The 13,838-nt window shown below is 61.4% G+C and carries 17 protein-coding genes; 11 read left to right on the forward strand and 6 right to left on the reverse strand.

Annotation, left to right across the window (positions count from 1 at the left end):
- Positions 1-2: 2 nt before the first annotated feature.
- The 3 genes from PQU95_RS14385 to PQU95_RS14395 are packed head-to-tail and all read right to left on the reverse strand — an operon-like array spanning position 3 to position 2,445.
- A complete protein-coding gene (locus tag PQU95_RS14385; RefSeq protein ID WP_272752640.1) occupies positions 3-671 on the reverse strand; it encodes a histidinol-phosphatase in 669 nt (222 codons plus the stop codon).
- A 1-nt stretch (position 672) separates the two neighbouring features.
- Positions 673-1,350, reverse strand: a complete 678-nt coding sequence (gene hda / locus PQU95_RS14390; RefSeq protein WP_017509990.1) for a DnaA regulatory inactivator Hda — start codon at positions 1,348-1,350, stop codon at positions 673-675.
- Positions 1,351-1,368: 18 nt separating this feature from the next.
- A complete protein-coding gene (locus tag PQU95_RS14395; RefSeq protein WP_272752641.1) occupies positions 1,369-2,445 on the reverse strand; it encodes an AI-2E family transporter in 1,077 nt (358 codons plus the stop codon).
- Positions 2,446-2,537: 92 nt separating this feature from the next.
- Here PQU95_RS14395 and purM point away from each other — a divergent pair, with 92 nt between their 5' ends.
- From purM to PQU95_RS14435, 8 genes are all read left to right on the forward strand, one after another.
- The gene (purM, locus tag PQU95_RS14400; protein ID WP_272752642.1) at positions 2,538-3,575 is read left to right on the forward strand and encodes a phosphoribosylformylglycinamidine cyclo-ligase; all 1,038 of its coding nucleotides are present in this window, start codon (positions 2,538-2,540) and stop codon (positions 3,573-3,575) included.
- Positions 3,576-3,674: 99 nt separating this feature from the next.
- Positions 3,675-4,313 (forward strand): phosphoribosylglycinamide formyltransferase, encoded by a 639-nt coding sequence (purN, locus tag PQU95_RS14405; protein ID WP_272752643.1) that lies wholly within the window; start codon positions 3,675-3,677, stop codon positions 4,311-4,313.
- A complete protein-coding gene (locus PQU95_RS14410; protein WP_272752644.1) occupies positions 4,310-5,491 on the forward strand; it encodes a DUF3108 domain-containing protein in 1,182 nt (393 codons plus the stop codon). The genes purN and PQU95_RS14410 overlap by 4 nt, the downstream gene beginning before the upstream one ends.
- Positions 5,475-6,728, forward strand: a complete 1,254-nt coding sequence (locus tag PQU95_RS14415) for an RsmB/NOP family class I SAM-dependent RNA methyltransferase (protein WP_272752645.1) — start codon at positions 5,475-5,477, stop codon at positions 6,726-6,728. Before PQU95_RS14410 ends, PQU95_RS14415 begins: the two co-directional genes overlap by 17 nt.
- A 75-nt stretch (positions 6,729-6,803) precedes the next feature.
- Positions 6,804-7,127 (forward strand): Grx4 family monothiol glutaredoxin, encoded by a 324-nt coding sequence (grxD, locus tag PQU95_RS14420; protein WP_206211521.1) that lies wholly within the window; start codon positions 6,804-6,806, stop codon positions 7,125-7,127.
- Positions 7,128-7,448: 321 nt separating this feature from the next.
- On the forward strand, positions 7,449-8,081 hold the full coding sequence (upp, locus tag PQU95_RS14425; protein ID WP_272752646.1) for a uracil phosphoribosyltransferase: 633 nt from the start codon (positions 7,449-7,451) through the stop codon (positions 8,079-8,081).
- Positions 8,082-8,145: 64 nt separating this feature from the next.
- The gene (locus tag PQU95_RS14430; RefSeq protein WP_272752647.1) at positions 8,146-8,802 is read left to right on the forward strand and encodes a hypothetical protein; all 657 of its coding nucleotides are present in this window, start codon (positions 8,146-8,148) and stop codon (positions 8,800-8,802) included.
- 48 nt (positions 8,803-8,850) lie between these two features.
- Positions 8,851-10,095: a uracil-xanthine permease family protein gene (locus PQU95_RS14435; protein WP_272752648.1), complete on the forward strand. Its 1,245-nt coding sequence runs from the start codon at positions 8,851-8,853 to the stop codon at positions 10,093-10,095.
- 92 nt (positions 10,096-10,187) lie between these two features.
- On the opposite strand, the gene PQU95_RS14440 is transcribed toward PQU95_RS14435, so the two are convergent.
- The 3 genes from PQU95_RS14440 to PQU95_RS14450 form a co-directional block, all read right to left on the reverse strand.
- Positions 10,188-10,502, reverse strand: coding sequence for a DUF2322 family protein (locus PQU95_RS14440; protein ID WP_272752649.1), 315 nt, complete (start codon positions 10,500-10,502; stop codon positions 10,188-10,190).
- Positions 10,503-10,596: 94 nt separating this feature from the next.
- Positions 10,597-11,475, reverse strand: a complete 879-nt coding sequence (ubiA, locus tag PQU95_RS14445) for a 4-hydroxybenzoate octaprenyltransferase (protein ID WP_272752650.1) — start codon at positions 11,473-11,475, stop codon at positions 10,597-10,599.
- Positions 11,472-12,005: a chorismate--pyruvate lyase family protein gene (locus PQU95_RS14450; protein ID WP_272752651.1), complete on the reverse strand. Its 534-nt coding sequence runs from the start codon at positions 12,003-12,005 to the stop codon at positions 11,472-11,474. Before PQU95_RS14450 ends, ubiA begins: the two co-directional genes overlap by 4 nt.
- A 69-nt stretch (positions 12,006-12,074) precedes the next feature.
- On the opposite strand from PQU95_RS14450, the gene PQU95_RS14455 reads away from it, so the two are divergent.
- From PQU95_RS14455 to PQU95_RS14465, 3 genes are read left to right on the forward strand one after another with little or no spacing between them, the layout of a single operon-like run.
- The gene (locus tag PQU95_RS14455) at positions 12,075-12,431 is read left to right on the forward strand and encodes a CidA/LrgA family protein (RefSeq protein ID WP_272752652.1); all 357 of its coding nucleotides are present in this window, start codon (positions 12,075-12,077) and stop codon (positions 12,429-12,431) included.
- The gene (locus tag PQU95_RS14460) at positions 12,428-13,135 is read left to right on the forward strand and encodes an LrgB family protein (RefSeq protein ID WP_272752653.1); all 708 of its coding nucleotides are present in this window, start codon (positions 12,428-12,430) and stop codon (positions 13,133-13,135) included. Before PQU95_RS14455 ends, PQU95_RS14460 begins: the two co-directional genes overlap by 4 nt.
- A gap of 58 nt (positions 13,136-13,193) precedes the next feature.
- Complete coding sequence (locus PQU95_RS14465; RefSeq protein ID WP_272752654.1) at positions 13,194-13,655, forward strand: SixA phosphatase family protein; 462 nt, start codon at positions 13,194-13,196, stop codon at positions 13,653-13,655.
- The last annotated feature ends 183 nt before the right edge of the window (positions 13,656-13,838 follow it).

The following is a 13,838-nucleotide window of genomic DNA, read 5'->3' on the forward strand; positions in this document are numbered from 1 at the left end:
GCCTAGTCGCGCAGCGTGATGCTGGGCCAGCCTTGCTCGCGTGCGTGCGCCAGCAGCGTGTCGTCGGCGTCTACCGCTACCGGGTGGGTCACGATGGACATCAGCGGCAGGTCGTTACGCGAGTCGCTATAGAAATAGCTCTTGTCGTAGCTTTGCAGCGTTTCGCCGCGTGCGGCCAACCATTCGTTCAGGCGGGTGATCTTGCCGGCCTGGAAGCTGGGTACACCGGTGGGTTTGCCGGTGTAGTTGCCGGCTGCGTCCTCTTCCAGCTCTACCGCAATCAGGTGCGCCACGCCCAGCTCGCGGGCGATGGGGGCGGTAATGAAGCGGTTGGTGGCGGTGATGATCATCACCACGTCGCCGGCTGCCTGGTGGGCGGCTACCAGCTCGCGCGCCTTTTGCGGAATGATGGGCAGGATGTGCGCCTGCATGTACTGCGCGTGCAGGGTGTCCAGTTCGCTGCGGCTGAAGCGCGCCAGCGGCGCCAGCTGGAAGTCCAGAAATTCGTAGATATCCAGCGTGCCGGCTTTGTACTGCTCGTAGAAGTAGTCGTTCTGGCGGGCGTGGTGCTCCGGGTCCAGGATGCCGCGTTTGATCAGGAACTTGGGCCACTCGGTGTCGGAATCACCGGCAATCAGGGTGTTGTCGAGGTCAAACAGGGCAAGGTTCATGTCAGGTTCCGGGGTTGGCGGTTTGCAATACGTTTTTCACCAGCGGCACAGTGATGGGCCGGCGCATGGCTAGCGAGTAGCGGTCCAGTGTATCCAGCATGGTAATCAGGCTGGACAGGTCGCGCCGCCAGTGGGTGAGCAGGTAGCGGAAAACATCGTCGCCAATGGCCAGCTGGCGGCTGGCGGCGTGGTGGCGCAGGGCGGCCAGCTTGTCGTTGTCCGACAGGGCTTTTACCTCGAACACCAGGCCCCAGCCCAGGCGGGTGCGCAGGTCGTCGCGCACCGGGGCCTGCATTGGCGGCTGGCGGCCGGCCATCAGCAGGCGGCCTTCACCGCTTTCCTTCAGCGAGTTGTAGATGGAGAACAGCATGATCTGGTCGTCCGGTGGCAGGTCGTCCACGTGGTCGACGGCGATGAAGCTGGCCTCGCGCGCAAAGTCGGGTAGTTGTTCGTGCTGGGCGTCCAGGTAGATGGAGGCGCGGCCCATGCGCTCGGCGTGGGCGATCCAGGCCTGCAGCAGGTGGGTTTTACCGCACCCCGGCTCGCCCCACAGGTACACGAAGCGCTCGCCTTCTTCGTGGGTGAGCGCTGCGATGATTTCGCGGTTGCGCTGCGCCAGAAAATTATCGAAGGCGGGGAGCGGGGTGGGGCTGAGGTCTAGAACAAGCTGATCCAACATGGGGGCGGTCAAAAAGAGTCAGGGGTCGATTTTACGCTGATAAAAGCCACTATTGAAATAATGTCTGACCAGATGGCGCATCAGAATCACGCTAATGGCAGAAAGCGGCAGGGCCAGCAGGATGCCGACAAAGCCCATCAGCTCGCCAAACGCCATCAGGGCAAAGATCACGGTCATGGGCGACAGGCCGATGCGCTCGCCCACCAGATAGGGCGTCACCAGAAAGCTTTCCAGCATTTGCCCCACCATGAACACCCCCCACACCATCAGGATGCCGCTGGCGCTGTCGTACTGCAGCACGGCGGCCAGGGTCGCCAGCAGCAGGCCCAGGAAGGCGCCCAGATAAGGGATGAACACCAGCAGGCCGGCAATAATGCCGATGGCCAGGCCGGAATCCAGCCCCACCAGCCACAGGCCGCCGCCATAAATGGCCGCCATGATCAGCATCACCGACAGCTGGCCGCGCAGGAACTGCCCCAGCATGCTGTCTACTTCACGCGCGATGCGACCAACTTCGGCCTCCCAGCGCCGCGGTATCAGGCTGGCGATGCGCGCCACCATATCGTCCCAGCCGTGCAGGAAGTAATACAAAAGGATGGGCAGCAGGCTGAGGTTGGCCAGGCTCGATAGCAGCAGTGCGCCGCCATGGGTGAGCTGCGGCGCCACGCGGGTAATGGTCTGGCGCACATTGCCGGCGTTCTGGCTCAGCACATTGCGCCAGCTGTCACTGTCTATGCTCAGGCTGGTGCCCAGCCAGGCGTTGATGCGCGGCAGTGCCTGGTGTTGCACAAAATCCACCAGTACCGGCAGCCGGGCTGCCAGCGCTTGTGCCTGCGAAACCAGCATGGGCACCACGATCAGGATCAGCCCGAGTATGGCAATAAACCCGCCCACCATCACCAGCAGCAGCGAACCGGTGCGCGACAGGCCTTTTTCCTGCAGCCGGTCTACGGCCGGGTCCAGGATGTAAGCCAGAATCGCCGCGGTGACAAAAGGCGCCAGTACGCCGGCCAGCCTGCCAGCCAACCATAGCAAGGCTGCCAGTGCGATAGCGATAATCAACCACGGAAGATAAACAGAGCGGGAGCGTTCCATTGTCTTTTCAGTTAAAATACAGCCGCTTTGGGCCAAGAGCCCAGGGCGCTCAAAGCAGCAAAACGATCACGTTAGCAGAAAGCGAGTTTACCTTGAACACCACGTCCCTCAGTTACCGTGATGCCGGCGTCGATATCGATGCCGGCGACGCGCTCGTCGAAAACATCAAGCCGTTTGCCAAACGCACCATGCGTCCGGAAGTCCTCGGTGGCCTCGGCGGTTTCGGCGCACTGGTGGAAATTTCCAAAAAATACCAAGAGCCGGTACTGGTTTCCGGTACTGACGGCGTCGGTACCAAGTTGAAGCTCGCCTTTGACTGGAACAAGCATGATACCGTCGGCATCGACCTGGTGGCCATGAGTGTCAACGACATTCTGGTACAAGGCGCCGAACCTTTGTTCTTCCTGGATTACTTTGCCTGCGGCAAGCTGGATGTACCGCAAGCAACCGACGTAATCAAGGGCATCGCCGAAGGCTGCGAGCAAGCAGGCTGCGCACTGATCGGTGGTGAAACCGCCGAAATGCCGGGCATGTACCCGGTAGGCGAATACGACCTGGCCGGCTTTGCCGTTGGCGTGGTTGAAAAGAGCAAGGTCATCACCGGCCGCGACATCAAGCCGGGCGATGTGGTACTGGGCCTGAAATCCAACGGTGTGCACTCCAATGGTTACAGCCTAGTGCGCAAGATCATCGAGCGCGCCCAGCCAGAGCTGGATGCTGCCTTTGACGGCGACAAAACCCTGCGTGAGGCCGTTATTGCCCCGACCCGCATCTACGTGAAGCCCCTTCTGGCGCTGATGGAGAAGCTGACGGTAAAAGGCATGGCGCACATCACCGGTGGCGGCATTACCGAAAACACCCCGCGCGTGCTGCCGGCCAACACCGTGGCGCAGATCGACGCTGGCAGCTGGGCCATGCCCAAGCTGTTCCAGTGGCTGCAGGCCGAAGGCAATGTGGATGCGCAGGAAATGTACCGCACCTTCAACTGTGGCATCGGCATGGTGGTGATCGTGGATGCTGCGGATGCTGACGCGGCAGCGGCGTTCCTGGCCGAGCAGGGCGAAACCGTATCGCGCATCGGCGTGATCCGTGCCCGTAACGGCGACGAGCACCAGACCCAGGTAGCCTGAGCCCTGTCTGGCTGACGCAAGGCGCCGCCGGCAGTGCTGGCGGCGTTTCTGTTTGCGGCCAACCTTTCTGCTGTTGCACAACCGTTTTTGACTGCCGACATGAAAAACATCGTCATCCTGATTTCCGGCCGTGGCTCCAATATGCAAGCCATTGTCGATGCGCAGATCGCCGGCGCGCGTATTGCCGCGGTAATTGCCAACCGCCCCGATGCTGCCGGCCTGGCCTGGGCCGCCGAGCGTGGCATTGCCACCGTGGGCCTGGACCACAAGCAGTTTGCCAGCCGTGAAGCGTTTGACGAGCGCCTGGCCAGTGAAATCGACGCTTTCGCCCCCGATCTGGTGGTGCTGGCCGGCTTCATGCGTATCCTGACGCCCGCGTTTACCGCCCGCTACGAAGGCCGCATGCTGAATATCCACCCCTCGCTGCTGCCGTCGTTCCCTGGCCTGCATACCCACCAGCGTGCTATCGACATGGGCTGCAAAGTGGCCGGCTGCACCGTGCATTTCGTTACTGCCGAGCTGGATCATGGCCCGATCGTGGCGCAGGGCGTGGTACCGGTGCTGGATGACGATACCGAGGCGGCGCTGGCTAACCGTGTGCTGGCGCTGGAGCACCAGCTGTACCCGCAAGCCGTGCGCCAGTTTGTGGCCGGCGAGCTGCAAGTAAACGGCAGCCGTGTCAGCGGCGTGGCCGCCAGCCAGGCCGACGCCAGCCTGATGGTGCCGGCGCCGCGTTGACGCGCTGGCGTAAACCGGCTGCCAGCCTGATGGCGGTGGCCTTTATCCTGTCCCTGCTGGCGCATATTCTGGCGCTGGGCAGCGGGCTGGTGTCGTTTGATAGCATCGATATGCCGGAAGACCCGGCGCTACGCCAGCTCAGCGCCACGCTGCAAGACATGCAGCTGGATATACCCAAGCCGCCTGCATTGAGCGCCCCCCGCATCCCCGGTACGCTGGGTGTGCCGCGTGGCGAGGCGTCGCAGCCGGTGGCCGACAAGCCCAAGCCGAAGCACAAGAAAGCAGCGGCCAGCCCGGCCAAGACCAAGCCACGGCACGCCGCCAGTGCCGTAGCCGCCGTGCCGCCAGTGCCAGAGCAGCAGGTAGCGCAGGCAGAGGCTAGCGTACCCATGGCCAAAGCGGCCAACGTGGCCAAGCCTGCCGCCAGTGCACCGCTGGCTGAAGTGGCCAGCAAGCCGGCTGACAAGGCCGATGCGGACAACGAAAAAGTGGTGAAGCCCGACGAGCGCATTACCCGCTTCCCGGCTGCGGCGCGCATGCAGTATGGCTTATATCTGTCTGGTGTCTTGCTGGGCAGTGGCGAGATGCGTTGGCAACGCAACGGCGGCAACTATAGTTTGATCACCGATGTCACGCCGGTGGTGGGCCCCAAGCTGCGTTACGAAACCGTGGGCAGCATCACGCCGCAGGGGTTGAGGCCGGAAAATTTCAAGGCCACGCGCAACGGCGAGCCACGCGAGTACGCCCGCTTTGACTGGGCCGCCGCCACGCTGGCTTATGGCGACAAGGAACACAAGACCGAGCCGCTGCAACGCGGTGCCCAGGACTGGCTCAGCCTGGGGGTGCAGCTGGCGCTGCACGGCAAGAAACTGAGCGACGCGCCTATCCAGATCACAACGGGTAAAAAGGTTTACCGCATGGCGCTGCGGCCGGAAGGGGAAACCGACTTTGACACGGGGGCAGGTGCTATCCGTGCCGTAGTGGTCCGGGTGCGGGACGAGGGGGAGCTGACAGAGTTCTGGCTGGCCCCGGACTTCGCCAATATTCCGGTACGTATCCTGCGCGCAGACAAAGACAAGCGTATCGAGCTGCGTGCGAATCTGATTGAACTAGATGGCGACACTGTGTGGAAACAGCCGCCACGACAACCGAGACAACAAAATGAAAGTAAACGTTAGCCAATTCAACCACCTGGAACAGGTGCTGTTTGCCATGCTGCGCTTTGACCGCCCGGCCGACGCCGTGCTCACCGCGCATTTCCGCCAGCACAGCAAACTGGGCGGCACCGACCGCCACCTGATTGCCGAAACTGCCTTTGCCTGCCTGCGCCACCTGGAAACCCTGCGCCCGCTGTGTGGCAAGCAGGTGAACTCGCGCCGCCTGGCGCTGGCTACCCTGGTGCGTATCGGTGGTACCAACCTGCGCGAGCTGGACGGTGTCATGAAAGAAACCGAGCGCGAATGGCTGGCGTCGGTCAAAGGCGCCGAGCTGCCGGACGACCTGAGCGCCCGCTCCGGCCTGCCAGGCTGGGTCATCGGCCTGCTGGGCGAGCAGGAAGAAGCCGACGTGATTGCGCTGGGCAAGGGTCTGGCGTCTTACGCGCCGCTGGACCTGCGTGTGAATACCCTGAAAATGAAGCGTGACGACGCGCTGATCCAGCTGCAGGATTCCGGCATTGCCTGCGAGCCTACCCCGTATTCGCCTATCGGCATCCGCCTGAAAGGCAAGCCGGCGCTGGCTCGCCACCCGCTGTTTGTCGGTGGTGCCATCGAAGTGCAAGACGAAGGCAGCCAGCTGCTGGGCCTGCTCACCGGCGCGCGCCGTGGTGAAATGGTGGTGGATTTCTGCGCTGGTGCCGGTGGCAAAACCCTGCTGCTGGGTGCACAGATGGCTTCCAGTGGCCGCCTGTACGCGTTTGATATCTCGGAAAAACGCCTGGCCAACCTGAAGCCGCGCCTGGCGCGCTCCGGCCTGTCCAACGTGAACAGCACGCTGATCGCACACGAGAACGACACCAAGGTGAAGCGCCTGGCCGGCAAAGCCGACCGCGTGCTGGTGGATGCGCCGTGCTCCGGCCTGGGTACCCTGCGCCGCAACCCGGATCTGAAATACCGCCAGAGCGTGGAAAGCGTAGCCGAGCTGAACGCCAAGCAAACCGCCATTCTGGCATCGGCCTCGCGCCTGGTGCGTGCGGGTGGCCGTCTGGTATACGCCACCTGTAGCCTGCTGCCGGCCGAAAACCAGGACATCGTGAATGCCTTCCTGGCCAGCCACCCGGAGTTCGAACTGCTGCCGGCCAACGCCTTGCTGGCCGAGATGAAAATCGCGCTGGATACCGGTGATTACCTGAGCCTGCGCCCGCATCTGCATAACAGCGACGGCTTTTTTGCCGCCGTGTTGCAGCGCAAGGCTTGAGTCGCAGCGCCTGCAGCTCTAGAATAGCCGATTGAATTTGTCGGGTAATCGCCCGGCCATTAATGCAAAAGGAAGATCATGTCGATTCAGGACACCATCCGCCAGACCGTGACCGAAAACCCGGTCGTGCTGTACATGAAAGGCTCCGCCACCTTCCCGCAGTGCGGTTTTTCCAGCCGTGCCGTACAAATCATCAAGGCCTGTGGCGTTGAGAAGTTTGTTACCGTCGATGTGCTGGCCGACCCGGAAGTACGCCAAGGCATCAAGGACTACGCTAACTGGCCGACCATCCCGCAGCTGTATGTCAACGGCGAGTTCGTTGGCGGCTCGGACATCATGTACGAGATGTACCAGGCCGGCGAGCTGCAGGAACTGCTGAAAGACATCGCAGCGTCCTGATTGCCCGCAGCGCAGCCTGCCCTGTGCAGCTGTCTTGCCACACGAACCCTGTCGCGCCTGCGGCAGGGTTTGTCTTTTTCCGGCCCATCGTGTGGGCGCATCCCCTGTGGCCTTGTTTGATCTGACGCAGTTGGCCGCACAAAACAGGGAAAACCCTGCATAGAGGGCATGGCTGCAAACAGCTGTTTGCTTGTACAATGTCGCCCCATACCAATTTAGCGAACCGGCTGCCGCCTGGCGGCCGGTTTTCCGTATCAAGAAAAGCGGTTTGCACGGGCGCCAGCCTGAGGCAGCCGCTTTTTGCCAAGGTTTGGGAAGAGCATGAACATCACCGTAGTTAATCACCCGCTGGTACAACACAAACTCGGCCTGCTGCGCGAGGGCGATATCAGCACCATGAAATTCCGCCTGCTGACCCAAGAGCTGGCCCGCCTGCTGGCGTATGAAGCCACCCGTGATTTCGAGCTGGAAACCGTCACTATCGATGGCTGGTGCGGCCCGATCGAAGTACAACAAATCAAAGGCAAGAAGGTCACCGTGGTGCCTATCCTGCGCGCCGGTATCGGCATGCTGGACGGTGTGCTCGACCTGGTACCGTCGGCCAAGATCAGCGTGGTAGGCCTGGCACGCAACGAAGAAACCCTGGAACCGGTGTCCTACTTCGAGAAGTTTGTCGGCAACCTGGACGAGCGCATCGCCATGATCATCGACCCGATGCTGGCCACCGGCGGCTCGCTGATTGCCACCATCGACCTGCTCAAGCGCAATGGCTGCAAGCACATCAAGGCGGTGGTGATGGTAGCGGCACCGGAAGGCGTGAAAGCGGTAAACGATGCCCACCCGGACGTGCAGATCGTGGCCGCTTCGCTGGACAGCCACCTGAACGAGCACGGCTATATCATCCCGGGCCTGGGTGACGCCGGCGACAAGATATTCGGTACCAAACACGCCTGATTCCTGGCAGACAGCCGCTTGCAAGAGCGGCTTTTTTGCGGGCGCGGCCAACCTTGGGGGCAGCATGAGCAGCAGTATCAGCAAGGCACAAGTAGCACAGATCGAGCAGGACTTTCTGCTGCGCTTTCCCGACGGCTTGCAAGACCCGGCCTGGCTGGCGCTAGGCAAAAAGCATCGCAGCACCCTGCAAGCCATGGCGCTGTTTGATACCGCGCTATCGCAGCCAACGTTGGCCGCAGCCATCGCACAGCGGCGCTACGGCGAGGTAATCGAAGCCTGCAGGCAGTTTGTCGGGCACTGTACCACGATCAGCACGTTCGAAAAGATTGCCTTTCGCAACTATCTGGCGTTTGGCGATGTGCACGAGCCGTTTGTACGCTGCCTGCACGCGCTGCTGACGCGTTGCGATGCGGCCAGCTTTGACGATTTTGTCGACGTACTGCTGCTGTGCCGCCACGACAAGAATGCCAACGCCGCCAAATGGCCGCTGGTCACCGCGTTTCTGGCCTATAGCGACCCGCAGCAACATGTGTGCGTCAAACCGACCACGATAAAAAAACTGGCTGCCCGGCTGGGTGTGGATATGGCTTATCAGGCGCAGCCGGCCCACCACACTTACCAGTGCGTGCAGGCCATGGTGGCGCAGTTTCGCCAGCACAGTACGCAGCTGGTGGTAGATAACAACATTACTGCCCAGGCGGTGATGTACTGCACGGTGTAATACACGCTGCACAGACACAAAGCATTCAACAACAAGAAGGTAAAACCTATGTTCCAACAAGTGAAAGTGGCCCTGTCCGGCGCCCAGATCCTGTTCGTCGCCTTTGGCGCGCTGGTGCTGGTACCGCTGCTGACCGGCCTGAACCCCGCCATGGCGCTGCTGGGCGCCGGCCTTGGCACCTTGCTGTTCCAGCTGTGCACCGGCCGCCAGGTGCCCATCTTCCTGGGCTCTTCCTTTGCTTTTATCGGCCCCATCATTTACTCGATACAAACCTGGGGGCAGGGCGCCACCATGTTTGGCCTGTTCTTTGCCGGCTTCATGTACTTCGTGTTTGCTGCCATCGTGAAATGGCGCGGCATGGCGCTGGTGAACAAGCTGCTGCCGCCGGTGGTAATCGGCCCGGTGATCATGATCATCGGCCTGTCGGTAGCCGGTGCGGCGTCCAATATGGCCATGGGCCGTGCTGGCGGCCAACAGATCATGCCGTATGAAACCTCGCTGCTGCTGGCGGCCATCTCGCTGGCGACCACCATTGCGGTGTCGATCTACGCCCGCGGCATGTTCAAGCTGGTGCCGATTCTGGCTGGCGTTACCGTGGGCTATATCGCGGCAGCCTTCATGGGTGTGGTGGATTTTGCCAAGGTGGCCAATGCACCGTGGTTTGCCGCGCCTGTGTTCCATAGCCCGGAAGTGAACTGGGCTGCGGCGCTGTTCATGCTGCCGGTGGCGATTGCCCCGGCCATCGAACATATCGGTGGCGTAATGGCCATTGGTGGTGTGACCGGCAAGGACTACACCAAGACCCCTGGCCTGCACCGCACGCTGGCGGGTGACGGCCTGGGCGTGTGCGTGGCCGGCCTGATCGGCGGCCCGCCGGTGACAACCTACGCTGAAGTTACCGGCGCGGTGATGATTACCCGCAACTTCAACCCGGTGGTGATGACCTGGGCGGCGGTCTTTGCCATCGCCATGGCGTTCTTTGGCAAGTTCAATGCGCTGCTGCAGTCCATCCCGATGCCGGTGATGGGCGGCATCATGGTACTGCTGTTCGGTACCATTGCTTCCATCGGCCTGAAAACGCTGATCGAAGCCAAAGTCGACCTGATGGAGCCGCGCAACTTGGTGATCATCTCGGTGGTACTCACCGCCGGTATCGGTGGGCTGGAGCTGAAGTTCGGTTCCTTCGGCCTGGTGGGCGTGGGCTTGTGCTCGGTGCTGGCGCTGATTCTCAACCTGATACTGCCAGGCAAGTCGGCCAGCCACGACGGTATCGTGGAAGGGCAGGACGTCTAGCCTGCTAGTTGGCCGCAGGCTGCGGCCAACCTGTCTATCTAGTAAAACAAACACCCCGCTACGGCGGGGTGTTTTGTATTGCGGCGAGGGTATCAGGCCAGAATCAGCTGCACGTTCAGAACATCGTCATGGCCGATGGCCAGCAGGCGGTCGATATTGGGGTGCTTGCCGGGAAAAGCCAGTGCGTCGGCGGTATGTTCTGCGTACAGCGCCAGGCCCTGCAGGGCGGCGGCATGGTTGATACAGCCGTGCTGTTGCCACAGCGCGTGGTACAGGCGTACCGAGCCGGCCGAGCCGGGCTTGTTTTCCAGCAAAGCCACTTGTTCGCCGCCAGGGCTGTGCAGGCTCAGTGCATTGATGTGGTCGATAGTGGGGAGGGTGGGCAGAATATCGGCAAAAGCGGGCATGAAAAACTCCGGTAGTAAATATCCGGAGTTTGGTGCATCGGGCTGAAATTTCCAGGTAATGTTATTGAAATTTTTCAGCGTGAGGCTGTGGTGTTTAGTGCAGGTACAGCCCGTATTCCAGTAGCAAGCTGGCGAACATCACGGCACCTACGCGGTTGTTGTCCAGAAAAGCCTTGAAACACAGGGCACGGTCACGGGTGCGGATCTCCAGATACTGTTTGCCGATTAGCACGGCCGAGATCGCCAGCCCGGTAAAGTAGGGCCAGCCCAGCCCCAGCTGCCAGCCCAGGCCCAGCATCAGCGCCATGAACACGCCATGGCACAGCATGATGGCGGCGACATCGTAATCACCAAAAGTAATGGCCGAGGTCTTGATGCCGATCTTCAGGTCATCCGGTTTGTCGGCCATGGCGTAGGCGGTGTCGTAGGCTACTGTCCAGAACAGGTTGGCCGCCAGCAGCCACCAGGCGGTGCTGTCTACGCGCCCGGTTTGAGCGGCGTAGGCCATGGGGATACCAAAAGAAAAGGCCAGCCCCAGATAGGCTTGCGGCAGCGGAAAGAAGCGCTTGGTGTACGGGTAGGTGGCCGCCAGCAATACCGCCGGCACGCTCATCAGCAGCGTCAGGCTGTTCATCGGCAGCACCAGCAGCAGGCTCAGCAGTGCCAGGCCTGCAGCCAACAGCAGTGCTTCTTTTCCGGTGACCGCACCGCGAGCAAACGGGCGCTGCGCGGTACGTGCCACGTGGGCATCAAAATGGCGGTCGGCGTAATCGTTAATCACACAGCCGGCGGAGCGCATCAGAAAGGTACCCAGCACAAAAACCAGTAGTACCAGCCAGTCTGGCCGGCCTTTGGCGGCCAGCCACAGGCCCCATAGTGTGGGCCACAGCAGCAGCAGGGTGCCGATGGGTTTGTCTACGCGCATCAGTTGGCCATAGACCGTTGCGCGCTCGCGCAGCAGGGCGGTGTTCATCGCAGGTAATTCTCCAGGGCCGGCAAAAACACCTCGCTCACCAGCAGCGGGGAATTGGCCAGGGTAAAACGGCAGCGCCGTGCGGTCAGCTGGGGGGCATGGTGGGTATCGTGTACGCTGGCCAGGGCATACAGCGGGTGCGGGTGATCGCTTTGCAGGAACTGCAGCGCTTCGCGCCCCAGGCCGGGCAGGCCGCCAAACAGCGTCAGTCCCAGCGAGCGGCTGCCGCGTTCCAGTATCGGGCGCCATACCTGGCAGTCATCCAGGGTGATGCTGCGTGCAATCACCACCGGTTCACCAGCTAGCATTAATCGAACGTGTCTGGCATAAACCGGCTGCTTTGCGCTAATCTGCAGCAGTTCGGCTTCGTCTGCATACGCGGGGGTATTACCTTGCGTCAGCACGTCCACCGCAAATGGGTGGCCGGTGGCCATCAGGTGTTCGGTTAGCGAGCCACGCGTGCCTATGCAGGCGGCCAGTAGAGGGCTGCATGTCGGCAGCGTAGCCGACCAGCGTTGTTTTTCATCCATGGGCGGCATTATGCCAAAACGTGCTTTGTGCTGTCCTGCCCTTGCGGCCAACCTTGTCTTCTAATTGCCATGATCGAAACCTTTATCTGGCTGCTGGCTTACCAGTTTATGGGTGAAGTCATCGCCCGCAGCCTGGGCTGGCCGGTGCCCGGCGCCGTGCTGGGCATGCTGCTGCTATTCCTTACCCTATGCGCCCGCCGTGGCGTGCCCGCAGCGCTGCGCGACAATATCCCGCGGCTGATGACGCACATGTCGCTGCTTTTCATTCCGGCTGGGGTCGGCATTCTGGCATTCTGGCCCATGCTGTCGGCACACCCGCTCAGCCTGCCGCTGGTGTTGGTGGTGGCTACTTTGTCTACCTTCATCATCACGGCGCTGGTGTTGCAACTGGGGCTGTGGTGGCAGGCTCGGGGGAAGGCGCGATGAGTGTACTTGCCTGGGTGCAGGGCTCACCACTTACCGGCCTGTTGCTAACGTTGGCCGCATACCGCGCCGCACTCGCCCTGAGCCGCCGCTATCACGGCCACCCCCTGGCCAATACCGTGCTGATTGGTGCCGTGATGGTGATTGCGGTACTGCTGTTGCTGGGCATGGATTTCCAGCAGTACATGAAAGGCGCCAGCTTTATCCAGTTTCTGCTCGGGCCGGTCACTGTGGCGCTGGCCATACCGCTATACAACAATCTGGGGCGGCTGCGTAAAAGCGGTTTCGCCATTCTGCTGGCGATCGTGGCAGGCAGCGTGGCCGGTGTGGTAACGGCGGTGTGTAGCGGGCTACTGTTTGATATGCCGCGCAGCATGTTGCTATCGCTGGCACCACGCTCGGTCACCACCCCCATCGCCATGGGTGTGGCCGAGGTGCTCGGCGGGATCCCGGCGCTATCGGCAACCTTTGTGATTGTCACCGGTATCATCGGCGCCATCTTTGCCAAACCACTGGTGCGGTTGATGGGCATGCACGACGACGTAGTGCTGGGCGTGGCGACCGGTGTCGCGGCGCATGGTATCGGCACGGCACGTGTTTTCCAGCTATCGGAAACTGCCGGTGCGTTTGCCGGGCTGGCCATGGGGCTGACCGGCTTGTTTACTGCCATCCTCGCCCCCATCCTGGTGCATTACCTGCTGCTGTAATCAGCCATCGATATACTGCATCACCATAAACACAACAACATTCACCGAGGAACACACCATGGATCTGATTCTGTGGCGACACGCCGAAGCCGAAGACGGCAACGACGACCTGGCGCGCGCACTGACCCGCCGCGGCCAACAACAAGCCCGCCGCATGGCCGACTGGCTGCACAAGCAGCTGCCGGACAATTTCCGCCTGCTCGCTTCCGAAGCGGTGCGCTCCCAGCAGACGGCAGCTTCTCTGGCAAAAAGCTACGAAATCCTGCCCGCACTCAACCCGGATGCCTCGGTAGAGGCGGTGCTGGCCGCAGTAGGCTGGCCGGAGTGCGGTAAAACCATCGTACTGGTCGGTCATCAGCCCTATATTGGTCGCTTGGCCGCCACACTGCTTAGTGAGCAGCCACTATTGTGGAGTGTGAAAAAAGGCTCCGTCTGGTGGCTGAACCACCGCGAACGCCATGGCATCGAGCAAATTCGCCTGAAAGCCATGATGACGCCCGCCATGCTCGAATCCATTTAAGCCTGGCAAGCAGTACACTTCACCCGGTTGGCCGCTTGCGGCCAACTTTTTTGCTTTTCGTAGTCGTTGCAAATCAACACCTTAAGCAAATACTTGCAGTTTATTGCGAGGTAAGTGTTGACGCCCTTTGTCTGTCTGGGTATAGTTCGCCTCCTCAGCTGACGACGCAAACGAAACAAGCCA

Origin of the sequence: Vogesella aquatica (assembly GCF_028548455.1) — a bacterium.
Classification (GTDB): domain Bacteria; phylum Pseudomonadota; class Gammaproteobacteria; order Burkholderiales; family Chromobacteriaceae; genus Vogesella; species Vogesella aquatica.